14 protein-coding genes are annotated in these 19047 nt (G+C 52.6%); 7 read left to right on the plus strand and 7 right to left on the minus strand.

The features are described from left to right. Window positions 1–2: 2 nt before the first annotated feature. Both P1M51_RS18940 and P1M51_RS18945 read right to left on the minus strand, forming a co-directional pair. Entirely contained in the window at window positions 3–1169 is a 1167-nt protein-coding gene (locus P1M51_RS18940; protein ID WP_276249068.1) for a 3-ketoacyl-CoA thiolase, read from the minus strand. 284 nt (window positions 1170–1453) lie between these two features. Continuing rightward, entirely contained in the window at window positions 1454–2914 is a 1461-nt protein-coding gene (locus P1M51_RS18945; RefSeq protein WP_276249067.1) for a short-chain fatty acid transporter, read from the minus strand. Between the two features lie 256 nt (window positions 2915–3170). Here P1M51_RS18945 and P1M51_RS18950 point away from each other — a divergent pair, with 256 nt between their 5' ends. After that, window positions 3171–3953 carry an IclR family transcriptional regulator gene (locus tag P1M51_RS18950; protein WP_276275323.1) on the plus strand — a complete coding sequence of 261 codons (783 nt, stop codon included), beginning with the start codon at window positions 3171–3173 and terminating at the stop codon, window positions 3951–3953. Window positions 3954–5175: 1222 nt separating this feature from the next. Here P1M51_RS18950 and P1M51_RS18955 read toward each other — a convergent pair. Further along, window positions 5176–5937 (minus strand): IclR family transcriptional regulator, encoded by a 762-nt coding sequence (locus P1M51_RS18955; protein WP_276275324.1) that lies wholly within the window; start codon window positions 5935–5937, stop codon window positions 5176–5178. 305 nt (window positions 5938–6242) lie between these two features. Next, window positions 6243–7040, minus strand: a complete 798-nt coding sequence (locus tag P1M51_RS18960) for a creatininase family protein (protein ID WP_276275325.1) — start codon at window positions 7038–7040, stop codon at window positions 6243–6245. Between the two features lie 389 nt (window positions 7041–7429). Between P1M51_RS18960 and P1M51_RS18965 the strand changes: the two genes are divergently transcribed. The 5 genes from P1M51_RS18965 to P1M51_RS18985 all read left to right on the plus strand — a co-directional run bounded on the left by P1M51_RS18965 (window position 7430) and on the right by P1M51_RS18985 (window position 13387). Beyond that, window positions 7430–9157: an ABC transporter substrate-binding protein gene (locus tag P1M51_RS18965; protein WP_276275326.1), complete on the plus strand. Its 1728-nt coding sequence runs from the start codon at window positions 7430–7432 to the stop codon at window positions 9155–9157. A gap of 111 nt (window positions 9158–9268) precedes the next feature. Continuing rightward, the gene (locus P1M51_RS18970; protein ID WP_276275390.1) at window positions 9269–10231 is read left to right on the plus strand and encodes an ABC transporter permease; all 963 of its coding nucleotides are present in this window, start codon (window positions 9269–9271) and stop codon (window positions 10229–10231) included. 1 nt (window position 10232) lies between these two features. Continuing rightward, window positions 10233–11231 (plus strand): ABC transporter permease, encoded by a 999-nt coding sequence (locus P1M51_RS18975; RefSeq protein WP_276275327.1) that lies wholly within the window; start codon window positions 10233–10235, stop codon window positions 11229–11231. Beyond that, a complete protein-coding gene (locus P1M51_RS18980; protein WP_276275328.1) occupies window positions 11221–12261 on the plus strand; it encodes an ABC transporter ATP-binding protein in 1041 nt (346 codons plus the stop codon). Before P1M51_RS18975 ends, P1M51_RS18980 begins: the two co-directional genes overlap by 11 nt. Next, window positions 12254–13387, plus strand: a complete 1134-nt coding sequence (locus tag P1M51_RS18985; protein ID WP_276275329.1) for an ABC transporter ATP-binding protein — start codon at window positions 12254–12256, stop codon at window positions 13385–13387. Before P1M51_RS18980 ends, P1M51_RS18985 begins: the two co-directional genes overlap by 8 nt. Window positions 13388–13771: 384 nt before the next feature. Here P1M51_RS18985 and P1M51_RS18990 read toward each other — a convergent pair whose 3' ends face one another. Further along, the gene (locus P1M51_RS18990) at window positions 13772–15145 is read right to left on the minus strand and encodes an MATE family efflux transporter (RefSeq protein ID WP_276275330.1); all 1374 of its coding nucleotides are present in this window, start codon (window positions 15143–15145) and stop codon (window positions 13772–13774) included. A 1745-nt stretch (window positions 15146–16890) separates the two neighbouring features. Here P1M51_RS18990 and P1M51_RS18995 point away from each other — a divergent pair. After that, window positions 16891–17535 (plus strand): twin-arginine translocation signal domain-containing protein, encoded by a 645-nt coding sequence (locus P1M51_RS18995; protein WP_276275331.1) that lies wholly within the window; start codon window positions 16891–16893, stop codon window positions 17533–17535. Between the two features lie 33 nt (window positions 17536–17568). On the opposite strand, the gene P1M51_RS19000 is transcribed toward P1M51_RS18995, so the two are convergent. Beyond that, window positions 17569–18102: a hypothetical protein gene (locus P1M51_RS19000; protein WP_276275332.1), complete on the minus strand. Its 534-nt coding sequence runs from the start codon at window positions 18100–18102 to the stop codon at window positions 17569–17571. 642 nt (window positions 18103–18744) lie between these two features. Further along, window positions 18745–19044: an HAD family hydrolase gene (locus tag P1M51_RS19005; RefSeq protein WP_276275333.1), complete on the minus strand. Its 300-nt coding sequence runs from the start codon at window positions 19042–19044 to the stop codon at window positions 18745–18747. Window positions 19045–19047 lie beyond the last annotated feature (3 nt).

The raw sequence follows: 19047 nt of genomic DNA on the forward strand, positions 1-19047 counted from the left end.
TGTTAGATTGAAAGAACGTGTGCCACGGTACAGGCATCAGCCACACCACCTTCGTTGATTAACAGACCAGTGGTAGCGTTGTCGATCTGTCGCCCAGCCGTCGCATTACCCGTGAGTTGTTCGTACACCTCGACGGCTTGCATTAGGCCAGTCGCACCAGTTGGATGGCCCCGCGCCTTCAGGCCGCCACTCGTATTGATGTGGACATCGGTCCAGCCGTCTGACCGGTCGACGGGATCGCGGACTGTTTGGATCCCCTCTCCCCAGGGAGCGAACCCGGCAGCCTCTGCTAAGAGCGCCTCGCATGCGGTGAATGCGTCGTGAACTTCTGCCACGTCCATGTCTTCGGCGGACATTCCGGCTTCGTCGTAGGCACGCTCAGCTGCCACTTCAGCACCCTCGATGGAAGTAAGATTCCGGTCGGCCACCGAGAGGTTGTTCGAAGTGACGCTGCTCCCGAGGATGCTCACTTGTTCTTCGTCAGGGACTAGTTCCGAAGCAAGGTCTTCGGACACGACGATTACGGCTGCGGCCCCGTCGCTGACCGGCGCACAGTCGTAGAGCTTGATCGGGGGTGCGATGTAGTCAGACTCCATGACATCGTCAATGTCTACTTCCTTCTGGAAGTGCGCGCGTGGATTCTGGGACGCATTGTGATGGTTCTTCACCGAAATCTCCGCAAGTTCCTCCTCGGTAATCCCCGTTTCGTGGAGATACCGCTGTGCGATGAGTGCGTATTGACTTGGTGCGGTGATTCCCGACCGTTGCTCGAGTGCTCGGTCAAACGCCCCCGAAAGGGATTCGATCGAGTGAGCGGTTCCGCCAGCAGTCATCTTCTCTACACCACAGGCGAGGACTGCGTCGTGAGTGCCGGTTTTGACGTCCCGCATTGCATTCTTCAATGCGAGCCCACCTGCGGCGGCACACGCCTCAACTCGCTCGGCGGGGACGTTTCGGAGGCCGGCCCACTCGGCCAGCAAGGTCCCCATCATAATCTGGTGTTCGTACATTTCGGATTGGCTTCCGGCGTAAACGGCGTCAACGAATGATGCCGGATCTGGGAGGCCACTAAAGGCCTCTTCCATCGCGACTGCGAACAAATCGCGACCAGTGAGATCGGTTCTGCCAATGGGTGATGTACCCACGCCTATAATGCAAGGGTCTGGCATTGCATAACAATGTCAATACCCCATCGTCATAAACCTACTGCAACCAATAACATATTTGCTACTACTTCTAGCACGGCTCTTGAGGGGTGACACCAGTATTGGCAAGCCCTCTTCCGAAATGGGCCCGCAAGAGTAGAATGAGTTAGGCACTCCCCTGTGATAGCGTCCTCAGAATTGCCGACAGCATCAAGCCCGCAGGCAGGGCACAACGTACAGGTCGAGCTGAACGTATTTTAAACCAAGCCACGCAAAAAGAGGCATCCGAATACATAGATCTGCCAGTGCTATGCCCAGAAGGGGAGGAAATAGAGCACGAGAGCCAGGAATGGAATCAGTCCGATGAGCATCGCGATGGCGTAGCCAAACATCTCACGTGCCTTGATTTGGGTGATTGCAATCAGTGGCACCGCCCAGAGCGGATTGAGAAGGTTCGTGTGAGCGTCACCGACCGAATAGGCAACCGTTGCCTGACCCACGCTAACACCCATATCCTGCGCAGCACCGACAATCGCGGGACCGATAACTAGCCATTCACCACCCCCGGATGGGATGAAGAGATTGACCACTGCACCGGTCATCCAGGCGAACACTGGAAACGTCTGCGGCGTTGACACCGAAATCAACAAATCCGCGAACGTCGCCGACAGACCGGACCCGTTCATCATCCCCTGGATACCCGCAAAGAAGGGGAACAGTAAGATGATTCCGCCGGCCGCATCTGCGGCTTCGTCGAATCTCTCACGATAGGCCATCGGATTCATGTATAATGAAATTCCACCGAATAAGAACGCGAAGTTTACTAAGTTGAGGTTCCAGGCCTGGATCCCTTGCGTGGCGAGCGTATAGATGGTCACGGCGACGCCGGTGAGTGCGATCCCACCGCCAATGAGTCGACTATTATCGATTTTCTCCGCCGGGACGGTTGGTTCTGAATTCTTCAGTTCTGACGCCTGCGGTTCCGAGACTTTTTGTTCGATACCGCTGGTCTCTCCACCGTCAGTGGCCGACTCGAACAGTTTCTCTTTAGCGACATACTCAGTGATTCCGTTCGACATCCCCTCTGGGGGGTCGAGTAGGTAGAGCAACAGCGCGGCGAATGCAATCGAGAGCGCCACTAGAATCAAAGCATAGGGACTAAAAATCGTATTTGCGGTCGAAACAACCCCATCGACGATGCCCTGTTCGATGAAGACGTTGCCGGGCGTTGCAAGCAGAAGCGATGCAGACGCAGACAGTCCCCAGTGCCACGTGAGTCCAAGGCCCATGTAGCCGGCCACACACAACAATGGGTAATGAATGTCAATCCCTTTCTGGTGAGCTGTCTTCCCCATCTCACGTGCGATAATTGCTCCGAGAATCAGGCCAAGTCCCCAGTGAACCCAGGCCATTACCATCGCAAATACTCCCACGAGCATAACTGCCTGTCCGCTTGTCCTCGGGATGTGAGTCAACCGCACCACTGCTCCGTTGACCTTTGGATGATAGGCAACCATGTACCCCGTTAGAAGTATGAGCGCCATCTGCATCGCAAACGTGAGGAACAGCCAGAATCCGTCAAACCAGTGCATTACCATCTCCGACGGCCCAGTCCCTTCGATGACCATCCCGAGAACGAACGTTACGTAGCTCAGGATCAGGACAAACAGGAACGGACTAGGCATCCATCGTTCAACAACCCCGGCCAATCTGTAGCCAGCGCGTTGTATGAGCGTCTCGCTGCTATCTGCGGAATTAGCTTGTGCCATGCTACAAATTAACTAACACACAATCCCCATTATATAATTTGGGGTCAATTTTGAGAAAGCGACTCCCTATTGCGAGACATAATTAAAAATTCATCCAATAAGAATCGCTATATACTCTATTCCCATGCGAATTTTACTGATATTTGTGGAATAATTCCAATTATCTATGGTGAGGGACAAGGGGCCACCCGCTAATTCGACCTTCTGACATTTTGAGAGGGACAAATTGAAGTCAGTGATTGACTATGACTAGCACATGGCTCAAAATTCGTCAGACGGCGGCCCGCGGACAATCGCGGCAGTCGAAAAAGCATGTGCAATTGTGGACTCGCTCCATGAGATGAACGGCGCAACGCTCACGGAAATTGCGGATCATCTTGACTTGACCCCCGGGACAGTTTACCCCCACCTAGCGACTCTGATGCAGCAAGAACGAGTAATCAAGCAAGACGACCACTACTACACCGGATACCGATTTTTGACGATCGGTGAAACTCGACGACGGAACGACGTCATGTTTGAACACGCTATGGATGAAATTGGTGCGTTCGCTCAAGAGGCGAACGTCCGAATGCAAATCTACGTCGAAGAGTTCGGGCAGGCGGTTTGTATCGGAATAGCGGGTGGACAACGGAGTATCTCCCCCGTGGATGAGGTCGGTTACCGAACCCCACTTCACTGTATTGCAGCTGGCAAAGCAATGTTAGCGGAGTTCGATCAGGACAGGGTAGACGAACATATTTCGCGCCGTGGACTATCAAAACACACCGAGAACACGATTACGAACCGCGCCCGCCTAGTTGCCGAACTCAAGGAGATATCCGACCAGGGATACGCCATCAATGACGAAGAATATATCCCCCGATTGCGCGCAGTAGGAGCAGCAGTAACCGAAGAAGATGGATCCCTCCTCGGAGCAATATCGGCGTCGGCACCCGTTGGCATTCTGAGTGGTAGAATGCTCTCCGAGGAATTGCCAAAGGACATAGTGGGCATGGCAAACACAATTGAAATGAATATCAGCGTTCAATCTGAGTGACATTTGCTGGTCGCAAGTATCCATTCTCACCCTCTTCAGGTAGAAAATACGAAGAACCACGTATCTACTCACTCGATTAATAGTAATTCAACTATTTCAAAGAAGTTATTGGAAATACAGACAGATAGTCCTGGTAGAACGGTACTTGTGAGCTTCAAATCAGAGTACGTTCTCCAAAGAGGTCGAAACTTCACTCTCATTCGTATCTGTCATGGAAGTAGCGGTGAGTCAGCGATTTCTCAGAGACCGTACCTCAGTCCGTTCCACAGGTGAATACGGCGATTGGTAGAAAACCTGCGATAACAGTAGTACCTTTGTTATCCCATTAGCCTATTGTGATAAGGGAACTCTCACTCTAGGTTTTCCGATTGCACTATAGAACCGTCTTCGGCGTTGTTCTAACGACTCCACGTCGCTCATCCGCAGGCAAATCAGGGAAGGTTGCATCAACTTTTTCCCAAAACTACTGGCGGAGTAAAGATACACTCACGTCATTGAATGCTATCTCTTCAACACTTTCGCAGAAAACGGCTGGTGTGGACTGACCATTCTTCAGCCTACAATGGCCGGGAAAATGACGTTCAGAAAGCGAATACCGCCTACCAAGAAATAGCCGACTTAGGAAGATTGTTGTCTCCACCTCTCCTAACGCAATTTGATTCTACTGATATTCTATACATAACAATAGTAACTTTGTTATGGCTGGATGGATTTTTTCTGGGTTTGTGGACTTGGATATCGGATGGTACCTTCCCACAGAAATCCCACCTATTTGAACACCGTTTCAACCGTCCATGAATGTTGGAACGGACAAAATGGTGGTAGTATTAGAACAACGGATATGTTGGTGGTGCGAGGTTGAATTTCTCCGATGGTGACTGTCTGAAGGCTTCTACTCCAGTAAATCGTTTTTACTTGTTCATTCATCGAGGAAGTGTACGAGAGAAACACTATCTGCAGTAATCTGTCTCGATAACAATTGGCGACATGTGGCAGACCTGTGTCGCTACTGTGTTTCCATGAGCTTCCTCCTCTACAAGAAGACGACATTCTTTGAACGAGCGGGCAAACACTTCTTTGAACCCCGAGGATACACAGACCCCCGAAATCCACTTTGTGGAACCCATCGATGTTAGGTGTGTGGAGGTTGTGAAGCGCTGGTCCTTCAACGAGATGCTAGAAAATGTCGTACTCCGTCCAACACTGTTGGAAGCATCTCTGATCAAGAATATGAGACTGTAATCTCGACAATATTCGCCGCGTTCTTGACCAGTTTCGGAATCTCTTCTTCGAACCGTTTACCGTGAATCCGTCCTACAGGTCCTGATACACTCACTGCACCAACAACCTGGCCGTCACGAGTAATTGGTGCACCGATACAGCGGAGGCCCTTGCGTAGTTCCCCGTCATTCACGGCGTAACCCTGTCTCGACACTTTCTCAAGTTCTGCCCAGAGTTCGTCTCGGTCTGTAATCGTTTTATCCGTTCTGCGAACCAATCCTCTTTCGTCTACGATTTGTTCGACTTCAGCTCTCGGGAGTGCTGAGAGGATGGCTTTACCCGATGCCCGGCAGTGAAGATCGACGTGTTTGCCGATGTGGGATTTCACTGGCATCGCTTGATCTCCCCGCTTTCGGTAGAGATAGACTCCGTATCCGTGTTCGGGTATCATCATGCTCGCTAATTCACCAGTCTCCTCTGCGAGGCGGTCTACCTCCTCGCAGCCGAGTTCGTACAGTCGGTTTTGCGATCTGGCGTTCTCGCCAATTTCGAGGAATCGCATCCCGATTCGGTACGTTCCATCATCGTTCACTGCGTACCCAACCTCTTCTAGTGAGGATAGGTACACGTGTGCGGTACTCTTTGGAATCGAGAGCTCGTTTGCGACATCTGTGACTCCTGACCCACCCGACCGTTTGAGGTAGTCAATAACTTCAAACGCTGATCGTAGCGATTTGAGTGGTTTTGTTTTTGTACCAGACATGAGTTAGCGTGTGAACTGTACCAACATATATGTTCCTCCGATAGACGCAAACTCGTTGACAATGGTTGCGGTTCGGTGAGGTTTGAGGCTGCCGGATTGTCCAGAATCCGTCCAACAGTCTCGGACACCTCTGTTCGGTGTCAGTGTGCAATCTCTCAACTGAAGTGTCTCGTGGCATCGCGGTTTTGTTGTGCCGCCACTCCAATAATCAGAGTGAATAACGCTCGCACTGGCCGCTGAGAGCAAATTTCGACAAAAACCCTGCAATAGAAAATCCCACCACGATATCGGAGTAGTTCGGGAACTTAGTTCAGTGACTGTGAGGATTGCTCGAGTGTATTGACACCGTCCGTGGTTTGTGCAAGGTCTCCTTCCAGTGCATCTAGGATACGGTCGGTGGTGTCGGCAACTACCTCCTCCATGAATTCAGCGTCTGAATTTCGAGGGTCTCCACGCCCACCTTGGACGGCGATGTCGGTGTACCACGTGTATTGTCTTGCTTTGAACTTGGCCTTCCGCTCTTGTTTTTCCTTCTTCTCCGTCCGAACGAGGTCTGGGTGGAACAGTTCAGTGACGCTCGTTTCGTGTTCACCTGCATGGCTCCAATCTTCTCCGAAGCGAGTCTCCAGTTGGTCACGAGCGAACGAGGTCCAGTTTACGAGATACACTTCGATATCGTGCTCTCGCTGCAGTCGGTCTCCAGCGAGCTTCAGTGGTGGGTTATTGCCACCGTGACAGTTGACAATTAGCAATCGCTTTGCCCCGTGTTGTGAAATCGAAGCTCCCAACTCTTCGATGACTTTCTGGTACGTATCTGGCATCAGGGTCAGGGTACCAGCTCGGGTCATGTGATGTTCCGAGTATCCAAATGGAAGCGTGGGCAGGCGGATCATCGAGAGCTCACGGTCTGCTGCGGCTTCGACGAGTATCCGGGTTAGATTTTCCGCCCGGAGGGTGTCGACCGAAACTGGGAGGTGGAGCGAATGTTGCTCGATTGCACCTGTTGGGAGAACCATGAAATCAGCATTTTCGATGGCATCTTCCGCGTCCTCCCATGTCATGCTTCCGAGATCGTAGCTGTCGTAGTTAAGTGAGACAGTCATACTGCGACCTCGATTCTGCGTCCCCCCAGATGCGGAGAGAGTGTCGGTACTGCTTCTACTCGAGTCGAAGACTCTGTGTTAATGGCTAACATCGAAAGTCTACCAATAGCCATGTGCATCTGCTATTTATAACTTTGTGCAACTGCGCTCTTTGCCAGACGAAAAAGCGAATTTTCGTGCGTCTCTGGGCGCACGTTAGGAACGTATGATATCTTTCGTATGACATCTGTTTTCTTTCTGTCTCCAAAAATGCGGATGTATCTTCGACTGAGCCATGGTACTGCATATTCCTCATACTTCTATAACAAATATTGGCAATGATGAATAGATTTAAATGATGGTAACCCTTTGACTGCAATGTCAACGATTGGCAATAGGTACGCATACACATGGCTAGAGACATCATCGAATACGATATTAATCGACGACAGTTCCTCGCAATGACCGGTGCCCTAACGGGTGCATCGCTTGCTGGGTGTACGGGTGATAGTGAGTCTGGAGGAAACGGTACTGAAGGAAGCAACACTGGCAGTGGGTCTGGCTCCACAGGTGGAACCGTACGCCTTAATGTTGCAATCGCATCAGAGCCGTGGAATTTCGACCCGGCGTTGTGGGCTGACACGGGTTCGAGCGCGATCGGGAGTCTGATCTATGACGAAGTAATCGAGCTCACGCCAGATTCCGAGCTCGCACCAGGTCTCGTCGAAGAGGTGCCGAAGCCGACGAACGACGGACTCGCGTTTGACTACACGCTCCGTGAGGGACTTCAGTTCCACAATGGAGACGACGTGACCGTCGAGGACTTCAAATATTCTGTCGACTGGATTCTGAACCCAGACAACAACTCTCCGATCCGACGCCGGATTCCGAACGTGGAAGGAACAGAAATCGTAGACGACCGGACGCTCCGACTGAATCTGACGACAGAGTTTGCCACGCTCAACTGGTGGCTGACTCGGGGACTTGAGGGAATCGTACAGAAGGGCTCTCGTGGCTCTGCCAGTGAGCGAGAGGGGCCGACTGGCATCGCGACGAATCTCACGACAGACCCGAGTGGAGCCGGCACTGGCCCATTCAAATTCGTCGAGTGGAACACCAACGAGAACGTGCTTCTGAAAAAGAACGAGAATTACTGGAAGGACGGCATTCCGAAGGTCGACGAGATTAACTTCCAGATCATGCCAGAGGATTCGACGAGGTTGGCAAACCTCCGATCTGGAACGACGGATCTGACGACATCTATCCCGGACAAGGACTTCGAGTCGCTGCAAAACGACCCGAACATCAAAACGGGAACCGTTCCGGGGAACACGACCGAGGTGCTCTACATGAACCTCATGGAAGCGGACGGGAACCCGATGTCCAACGTCAACAACCGCCGGGCAGTCCAGTGGGGCATTGACGCAGAAGAGATCTTAGACGAGATTTTCTACGGGAGAGGAGTTGCCCAGCAAGGGCTCTGGTATCCGGACAGCGAGTGGACATCGCCAAAACTGAAGGAGATGGAGATGTACGACCCAGACAAGGCCCGCCAAGAACTTGAGAAGGCGGGCAACCCCGACGGGTTCACCTTCGAGATGCTCATCACGAAGGGCTCTCATCTCAAAGACCAGGGTGTCGTCATCCAGAACCAGCTCTCGAAGATTGGCATCGACGTCGAGATCACCACACTCGAGAAGTCCGCACTGTTCGACCAAGTGTACAACACGACGGATTGGCACGCTGCCTTGGAGAACTGGACGAACGCTGTCCCAGTCGTCACTTACTGGCTGAGTACTGGGTTCGTTCCGAACGACCGGAACCACAACAATTGGCATCACGCGTCTCCCGATCTGCCAGACCGATACGCACCAAGCGGACCGCCAGCCCCGGAAGACGCGGAGGGTGACTTCTCTAACGGCCACGACTGGTACGTCCAAACGGTGAAGAAAGCCCAGCGGACGGTTGACGAACAAGAACAAAAAGAGATTGTGTACAGGCTGCAGGAGTACCTCGTCGAGAATGCGATCCAGATCGATATCGCGTACTCGAGTCGGCTGGCTGCGTGGAGTGACGCGGCGTCCGGCTACGAGATGGGATCGTTCTCGTCTGATCTCAGGCCCGTGACAAAGGACTGATAATCCAGGGAAATCCACAAAAAGAGTCATTATCAATCATCTGCAAGCGATTGACGTCACAACCATGGAAATCACTACTAACATTTTGTTTCATACATTGAACCTATGAGCATCGGACGATTTATCCTCAAACGATTGTTGCTGATCGTACCGGTACTGTTCGGTGTGAGTGTAAGTGTATTCGGCTTGCTCCACATCGCACCGGGAGGTCCGGCAGCGGTCATGTTGGGGCCACTCCAGAACGAACAGATCATTCAACAGGTACGCCAACAGCTCGGACTGAACCAGCCGTTTTACATCCAGTACTGGATGTGGGCAAGCAGTGCGATTCAAGGTGACCTTGGTACCTCGTGGACAGTTCAGCAGGGGACGCCAGTGGTGACGTTGATCAAAAGCCGCCTTTTGCTCACGTTCGAACTCGCACTCCTCGCCCAATTTCTTGCCGTGCTCATCGGAATCCCGGCAGGAATCATCGGTGCGGTACGACAGAACAAACCCGCAGACCACTTGTCTCGTATCGGGGCACTTTCGGGCATCTCGATTCCGAACTTCTGGTTAGGCATCGTCTTGATCATGGTGTTCGGCGTCACCTTCAACTTCGATTGGGGGACCGGTGGCTGGATATCCCCGTTCGAAGACCCAATTGCAAACCTTCAGCATCTCCTCCTCCCAGTCATCGCGCTCGGAACTGCTCGGGCAGCGATTATCCAGCGTATGACTCGGTCTGAGATGCTCGAAACGCTCAATCAAGACTACGTTCGGACGGCCCGGGCTATGGGAATTGGCGAAGTCGAAGTTGTGCTGAAGGACGCGACAAAAAACGCACTCATCCCCGTTGTAACCGTTATCGGAATTGGAATCGGTGGATTGCTGAATGGTGCGGTTCTGACAGAGACAGTGTTCAATCTCCCCGGACTTGGGAAACTGTTTATCACAGCGATTGCCCGCCGGGACTTCGAGGTCATTCGTGCACTAGTATTGTTCATCACGTGCGTGTTCGTCTTCGCTAACCTGAGTGTCGACGTTCTCTACGCATATCTCAATCCGAAAATTCGTGAAGATGGAGGGAACTGAAATGGCTACAAAAGAGACACGCACGATGGAGCAAGAACCGAAGACCAGTGAACACCGGAGCCAGTTCGAACAGTTTTGGCGGGAGTTCCGGAAGAATCGATTGTCGATTGTCGGCGCGGTAATTATCGGACTGACGCTGTTTGCTGCGATATTCGCGCCGGTTCTCGCACCACACGACCCTGCGACGCAGTTCGATGCCCCCGATGGAGAGCACAATCCGCTCCCACCGGGCTCTACGTTGTTCGCAGAAGACGACTCCAACGCTGAGATTACCGCGTATCTGGGGACGGATAATCACGGCCGTGATCTCCTTTCGCGGATGATCTTCGGGCTTCGAACGCTCATGATGATATCAATTGGCGTCAATCTGGTCGCGATGACCGTTGGTATTACACTCGGCGCGATTGCTGGTTACTTGGGTAACTCCTGGGTAGACGAGACGATCATGCGAGCGATGGACATCATCCTCTCGTTCCCGAGTCTGATCTTAGCCATCGCGATTATTGGAATCCTCGGCGCTGGCAAGACCGACTATGGGTGGATCGTTGTTCCCAACCTCGCGAAAATCATCTTCGTCATCGGGTTCGCTTACATTCCGAGATTCGCTCGGGTGATGCGGAGTGCGGTGCTCAAGGAGATGGAAGAAGACTACGTGGACGCAGCAAAGTCACTCGGGGCGAGCAATTCCCACATCCTCACTCGTGACATCCTCGTCAATACGATTCCTATCGTCGTCGTTCAAGCGACGCTCTACATGGCGACTGCTGTGTTGGCAAGTGCGGGGCTGTCGTTCCTCGGACTTGGGTTACAACCACCGACTGCAAGCCTCGGGCTGATGTTGTCGAACGCGCGGAGCTTCGTCTACAGTGGCCAGTGGTGGTACCCAGTCTTCCCAGGATTGGCGCTCATGATCATCATCCTCGGATTCAATCTCCTCGGTGACGGACTGCGCGATGCCCTCGACCCACGGTACTCTCAGGAGGCCTCCAATGACCAGTGAACCAATTCTCGAAGTCGAGAATTTGGTTACCCAATTTCGCACAGAGGAGGGTGTCGTCAAAGCGGTTGACGGCAACTCCTTTACCCTCTACAAGGGGGAGGTGCTAGGGATCGTCGGCGAATCCGGCTCTGGGAAGAGTGTCACCGCGATGTCGATCATGCGCCTCATCGACGAACCGGGGTACATCAAAGAAGGAACTGTCCGGTACAAAGGAGAGGACCTGCTAACGAAGAGTAAAGCGGAGATGCGTGAGATTCGCGGTAACGACATCGCCATGATGTTCCAAGACCCGATGACGTCGCTGAACCCCGTCTACACGATTGGGAGTCAGATCTCTCGGGTCATTCGCAAACACACAGACGCAACGAAAGCAACGGCACGTGAGCGGACAATCGAGCTGCTCAGTGACGTTGGGATTCCCGAACCTGCGACTCGCGTCGACGACTACCCACACCAATTCTCTGGTGGAATGCGCCAGCGAGTGCTCCTCGCGATGGCCATCTCCTGTGACCCAGAGATTCTCATCGCTGACGAACCGACGACGGCACTCGACGTCACCATCGAAGCACAGATATTCGACCTCATCGACCGCCTTCAGGAAAAGTACAGGATGAGTGTCATTCTCATCACGCACGACTTGGGTGTCGTCGCCGGAAGTTGCGACAGGGTTGCCGTCGTTTACGCGGGGCGCATCGTCGAGCGGGCGGGGGTACACGACCTGTTTAACTCTCCACGCCATCCGTACACACGAGGATTGATGCGTTCGATTCCGAACCTGCGGTCGAACGAGAGTCGGCTGACCCCCATCGAGGGTCGGATTCCAGACCTGACGGCACTGCCGACTGGGTGTTCGTTCCATCCCCGGTGTATCCACGCGACAGAGGAGTGCTCACAGACGGACCCCGACCTGCGTGAGGTTGAGGCTGGGCGTGAAGCCGCCTGTATCCACGCCCTCGGCTACAATCAAGCGACGATGACTCAAAACACAAACAATTCGGCATCCACTGAGGGAGGTGTCTCCAATGACTAACCAAGACACGATAATGAGCGTCCACGGACTCACGAAGCATTTCACGCAGAACGACAGCTTCATCGACCGGTTGTTCGGTGCGACGCAGACGGTCAAAGCAGTCCAAGACGTCTCATTCGAGATCAGTCACGGAGAGACAATCGGGCTCGTCGGTGAGTCTGGCTCTGGCAAATCGACCACTGCGCGAAGCATTCTTCAACTCGATGAACCCACCGCTGGTACCGTCACGTACGATGGGACAGACATGACGTCGCTCTCGGCGAAGGAACTCAAACAGTTCCGAAAGCGCATCCAGATGGTGTTCCAGGATCCTGCCTCGAGTCTCAACCGACGAAAGACCGTTGGACAGATCATCCGACAACCGATGCAAATTCACGGCTTGTACAAGGGCGAACGCGACGAACGCGTAGAAGAGCTGATGGAACAAGTCGGCCTCTCACCCGAATACTCGAACCGGTATCCTCACGAGTTTTCCGGTGGACAACGCCAACGCGTCGGCATCGCGCGCGCACTCGCGGTCGAACCGGAGTTTCTCGTGTGTGACGAACCTGTCTCGGCGCTCGACGTCTCGATTCAGGCGCAGATTCTCAATCTGCTCAAAGACCTGCAGATAGAATACGACCTCACCATCCTGTTCATTGCCCACGACCTCTCAGTCATCAGGCATGTCTGTGATCGAGTCGCGGTGATGTACCTCGGTGAAATCGTCGAGATCGCAGAGACAGAACAGCTGTTTGCGAACCCACAGCACCCATACACTCGCGCATTGCTCAAAGCGATTCCAGAACCAGACCCGGAACTCGCACAGAAACGAGAACCACTTTCGGGTGAGGTACCGTCACCTATCGACCCACCGAAGGGATGCTCGTTCCATCCTCGCTGTCCGGAGGCGACAGAGGAGTGTCGATCAATGGATCCTGACCTGGAACAGGTCGACGGCGCGAAAGTCGGTCACGAAACCGCCTGCATCCACGTTGGTTCGTTCGACAGAGACGGCGGTATCACGCTTGAGTCGGCGTCCAGAGACAGGTACGCTCCCGAGAACTTCCTTCACGAAAACAGGACCATCGAGACCAGGTCCCCTGAGAAGGAAGCAGGATTCAACACCGCGGGGACGAGCGAATGATCCGAATACAGGATACCTTCCAGACTCTGGTCCCGATACTGCTGACGTTCTTGCTCGTCCTGGCATACCAGTCGATAATCTCGACGATGGTATCGGGAATCCTTGCGTTTGCTGTGACGATCGTGCTTTCGATTGCAACGTGGTACGTCATCTGCCGCGTCGCGTTCGATAATGATGGTCGTCTCGCCGTTGGCAAACGACCCTTTTGAAAAGACAGCGAACTCCTTGCATTAATTCCCCAAGTGTTTTAAGTTGTGATCTTGGTTGCCGTCCGACCAGTAGCTGGTTGGTAGCGGTTTGTGAATCCCATCATTACGCTGTCTCGTTCCATGGGGCAGTCAACGGGTAACTTGCCCGAACCCTGACGACGTCAATGTAGGATGTTCAGTTCGCTGTCGAGGCCCGTTCTGCCATCATCTGTTCTGCTCGCTCAGCCCAATCACCCCACAGAAAACCGACACACGCGACGAGTGCCCACCAGACGTACGTGAGGACGATTCCTACATAGACCGCAGAGAGGCCGTACCCGAGCCAAACACCGACGAGATAGCTAAAGCAAAGCATGAAGCAGACGGTTCCGGTGAACCGAGCGTAGAAGGGCGTCCGCGTATCGCTCGCGCCTTGAAGCGCCCCTGCCATCGGGAAGAAAACCCCGAAAAAGAGCATCGAAATTCCAGAGATACGCGTAAAAGAGATGGCGTACCCGAGGGTTACCAAATCCGACGTGAATATCTTCGAAAGCGGTTCTGCCATGACCCAGATGACGATACCAACGATGCTGAGCGAAAGTGCGCTAAGCGCTGTGATGGCCAAGCCAGAAAAACGGGCATCGGCCGTATCTCCCGCACCGAGTTTCTGTCCGACAACGATGCTCGCTGCAACGCTGTACGAACGGTACAGCGGGCCTGCCAGCTGTTGGTAGATTCGCCGCCCGATATGGTACGCTGCACTAACTTCAGTTCCGAAAACAAGTAACAAGGCATTGAACGGAAAATTGGCGACAGACGTACTCATTCCCTCCGCGAAATTCGGGAAACCAACGGCAACAAGTTGCTTTGTAACTGTGGCATCTCGTGGTCGCCTGAGCGACAGTTCGGTTCGGTCACTTACGATCATTCCAAGTATTGTTATACACTCAAACCCCCGGCTAAGTGCCGTCGCCAGCCCGACGCCGACGATACCCAACCGCGGGAGACCCACGAGTCCCAGCCCCAATCCGACCGTCGCAATGATGTTGAAAAGGTTTGCTAGCCCATTCACCACGAGCGGCGTTCGCGTATCACCAGTCCCCTGCAAGGAGCGTGCCCCAACCAACGCAACGATTCGGAGCGGTGCAGCGACGAAAACGAACGCGAGATAACGCGCGCCCATTCTCACGACTTCTGACTCGGCGCCGAGAATCGCAATAAGAACGTCCGACAACGTCAACCCAATGATGACGATCGGAAGGCCGACGAGAAATCCGATAAGGAGCGCTTGGGTCACGGCTTGATCACGGGTTTTCGCGTTGCCTCGACCGGTATCTTGACTCGAAAGTGCAATCCCTCCTGTCCCAAGTGCACGCCCTATTCGAAATGGAATCTGCGCGTACAGATCGGCCAGCCCGATCGCAGCGACTGCGGCTGGCGAGAAGAGGCCGGTCACCACGATGTCGACTGACCGCATTAGCGTGTTGAGCACCTGTTGAACCACGATTGGCCAGGACAGTACAGTCACAGCCCGCCAGGTAGCGATAACTCTGTCCCGGTGCTCGGACATTCGTACTTCAATAACAATCAACGATTGGATGAATGTATCGGTCGCGGTGATTACGACTGAGGACTATCCACAGAGTTTCCCGTCGGAATCAATTCAGTAAACAAAGCGGGTATCTACACCCCCTCCACTCTCGTTCCCTTGCTCTCTTTGACCAACTCCCAGCAATCGGTACGTGGTAAGTATCGAGAACACACCACTGGGTCTTCTCAATTCCTGAACTGAAGGAACTAAGATGTCGATTTAGTGGAAAAGCCTGGGTTTCTTGGAACGCGTGTTGGGTTCTTACCGAATCCAGACTCAATCCACCGATACACCGACTCGTCTGTGTATACAAGTAGCCCCTCCCATTCTTTGAGATTAGTCATCGGTAGATTCGAGATCAGGTGAATATGCTCCCACTCCTGGTCTCGATTTGAAAGGGTTCCACTATTTTTTCTATAGAGTGCTTTCTCGAATTGTTCATTGCCAACGGCAGATTTGACTAATCTGATGATGGTTGTTTGTTCGTTTCGCATGTTATTCACTGGTATGATTAACCATAGCATGATATAAAAATTCCGTGGTCAAATACTGGTCTTTTTTTAAACTACAATGAATAGCATCCTACTGGAGGATGTGCCTGATATGGTTCACCTTACTCCGAATTTGGTGGATATTCCAGACAAAGTGGAGAGTTTTTCACCATCTCCTGGGCATCTCTACTGGATTTGAGAAACTAATCGGTGAATAAATTGTAAATAAATACTCAAACATATTGCATTGAGTAATCCGTGCGTAAATCCGCCATACATATAAATGAATTAGAAAATAACGAACTCTACTACTGGTCCGTGTATTACTCATATTCCAGTATTTACAAAAAGGCGTATTAAAGACTCTTTTCGAGATATATTACCTTACCTCGACAAAACTAATTTGCACTCTTAGGGTCATCGAAGCACTACCATATTTGAAAATTGACTATAAATTAGAAGTTTTTCTAGTGATATCAGTGTAGTACGGATCTCAACGATCGCCGAAGTTCATTTGTCTGATAAAATTATTATTTTCGCTGAAAAACACCAATATTATGTCTATTCTTTCAATTAGTATACCAATTGTAGTTAATAATCGACGTTCATCAACCGGACTCTCATCAATCGTCTGTACTGAATTTTCCGATTAAAAATCAACCAACTAATGTATTTATTATTATATATGGCTGATTCACTCTTATCACCACGTCTAGTCGTCAAATTCGCACATTCCTCACATACCTACCGTAAAAATTCTAACTAGAGGTGATCTCCTTCTTCATTACTTGGCGTATTCATTTTCGGGAATAAAATTTTAACGAATGATTCCGCTGTGGGACAAACCCCTTCTTAGACGACGGTTCACTCAGATGGTTGACGTAGTGCAACGACTGTTTTCACCAGCTTTCAGTGGAGGGATCGATGACGAATGATGACTCTGAGGTTGGTGCGCCAGTCATTCTGACGGCGCTTCATGAGCGTGACCAATTGGGGTGTTGGCGTGTTGATGCCCGCGAATGGTGAGCCAAGGAAGATTCCGGTGCCGCCGGGAACAAGGATGATCGCATTACCGACGGATCCGGTCAGTAGATGTGTGGTCTTGGATTGCAGAGTAATTAATACAGTCGCTGAGAAAATTCCACCGAATAAATCCAAACTTGAAAAATAAAATTAATTTAATTTAACTTGAAACAGAAAGCACTTTACACTCCACCTGAACATTCAGGATGGATGACATCCAGACGCAACTTCCTGAAAACCGGGGCAGCGAGCCTCACCGGACTGACCGCCCTCACCACATTCACCCAACCCGCCCTCGCCAACCGTCGCCACATCACCGTTACCGGTCAAGACGAATGGCTCCAATGTACCAGCATGTGCAACGGCGTCGGCGACGACATCACCACCCACTACGCCATCAAAGTCACCGGCGACATCTCCAAAGGCGGCGGAGCCGACTCCAACGACGACGTCCTTACCGACGACTACCTCGAAGGCGAGGTCCAAACGGGCTATCAAGACGACTTCTATTACACCGGCCACATCGAGTACATCCGCTGTGACGGCTGTGCTTCCTTCAGCCTTGATGACAACGGCCTCGGCAACGACACCTACCGCACGCAGTGGGAAATCGAAGGTACCTCCAGCTACGATTCAAGATACTCCGTCAGCCTCCCAGATGGCGAAGAAATCGGGAAACGTGGCTCCCTCGAAGACAACGACAAATACAACCAGTACAACTGGCCAGACAAGAACCTCGCCCACGGGCGCATCAAAAGCGGCTACGACTACTGGACGCAGTCCTCTCGCCCGTACAACGTAACCCTCCAAAACGACGGCAAAAACCTCTGCTACTACCGAACCTACGCGCCCTAACCACACACTGTCACCTTATTTTCCCAAACGGATTTATGCCTTCCCCGCTCGGAATCGCTTAATTGACTCCGTCACCGACAAATCCACTTCCGTACCCCGCGGGATCACCACCTGTACAATCGCCTCTGGTGGTACCCACCCCCCGACCAACACCTCGTACAGGTCTCGGTCATTCGCGGGAATCTGTTCAAAAAACGCTGCTCGCCCCACCAGGGGAACCTCCTGCATCGACGCGTAGTAGGCTCGTGCCTCATCAATCGCCCAGTGTGACGCTCCCGTCGACAGTGCTTCTGCGTAATCCTCCATCCCACAGTACACCACGAGGTTCGTCGCCGGGCGCAGGTCAGCCACCGCCATCGGCCCCGTCGGCTTCGTTAGATCGACCACGATACCGGCGTCCATCGACGACTGAATCCGCTGTCTCGTCGCATCGAATACTGTGTCGATGAGCAGCCCCGGCTCTAGAAGGAAGAAAACAGCGTCATCTCGCGTGACTGGTGGGTCGATGCCGTCGTGTGCGGCCACCCCCCGGAAAATAGCTTTGCCGTCGTTTTGCTTCGCCTTCACACGATTCCCGTTCAGGGAAACGCCCGTGGTCGAAGTTTGCCGCCACGACGTTGTAGCGTGTCAAGTAATACCCATAGATTGGCTATTGCTCAATGTGGGCTGGATCGCCCGCAATTACCTCCATACCAGTTCTAGTCGATGGCCTCTAACGTCAACCATCCTATGCGTGTCCGCGACTTCGCGTTAGGTGATATACGTGTTGAGTTTGAGGGGAGGTCAACAGTAGAGTGCTGGTGCGAAAGTCCTACCACGCCATTACGCCACGCTCGACCATCTAAATTAAATGGTGGTTAGACAATCGAAGACCGCTGTTGCAGTCACTCAAAGAGTTGCTGCACCGATTGTGACACATATGAACGCTCCACACCGACGCCGACTGCTCGGTCCGATTGTCGGCCATCAAGCCGTTCGTCACGATTGCCGACACGACCCCTAACATCGTTGTCCTTCTGCCGTCGCTCGCCAATACTATGGATTTCTCCTACATCCGTGCACGTTCGCCCGAAACGCTGAACTACATCGTACTGGAATGTCTCGAGGAGGTCAGCACGCCCTCACGTCTGAGATGCAGAACGGAAATGGCGATACACTATCTCCTCCACATTGGAGACAGACCGCGAGCCCACGGACAAACTCACTGCTTCAGTCGTGAGTCGATGACGACGAAAGTATCTCAGGAAGATTTGCTAGGGACGACAGTGTGTAGGTCGGTTCCGGATCGTTCACACCTCGGCGAATGTCGTCGAAGGGGACCCAGGCGGAATCAAGACCGAGCTTGTTCGCGCCTTTGACGTCCTTAGACAGGGAATCACCGACTTTCAGAACCCGCTTGGGCTCCACTCGCAGTCGGTCTAACGCCAGTTCGAACGGATCATTCGCCGGTTTCACCTGCGGTACATCGGTCCCAAAGATGACCATGTCGAAGTGCTTTGTCAGGCCCACCGC

It is taken from the genome of Haladaptatus sp. QDMS2 (assembly GCF_029338295.1).
Classification (GTDB): domain Archaea; phylum Halobacteriota; class Halobacteria; order Halobacteriales; family Halococcaceae; genus QDMS2.